The sequence below is a fragment of the Roseateles sp. AC306 genome (assembly GCF_979253795.1).
In genome coordinates this window covers 1-280 of record NZ_CEEDEB010000068.1, presented here as the reverse complement: position 1 = coordinate 280, position 280 = coordinate 1, and the positions used below count along the sequence as shown (strand labels likewise).

Genomic DNA, 280 nt, shown 5'->3' with positions numbered 1-280 from the left:
GGCTCATAGCGCAGGGTACATTCCACTTTACCGCGCGTCAGGCGAGAACGAATACGCTCGCGAACGACAGGTTCAAGGCTACGGAACTGCTCCGGCAGACGAAAGTAAGTTTCCAGATAACGCTGGTTTACCGAGCGCATTTCCCAGGTTGCGCTCCCCCATTCACCCTTGATTTCACGCCGGGCGTAGGCGGTCATACTGCGGATCATAGACGTTCCTGTTTATAAAAGGAGAGGTGGAAGGATTATAGCCATCGATGCCTTGTCAGGATAGGAATAAC

At 52.9% G+C, this 280-nt stretch carries 1 protein-coding gene; it reads right to left on the bottom strand.

The features are described 5' to 3' along the window. Positions 1-197 (bottom strand): YicC/YloC family endoribonuclease (locus AC0IZJ_RS28420; protein WP_471855605.1); only part of this gene is annotated, 197 nt, incomplete at its 3' end. Positions 198-280 lie beyond the last annotated feature (83 nt).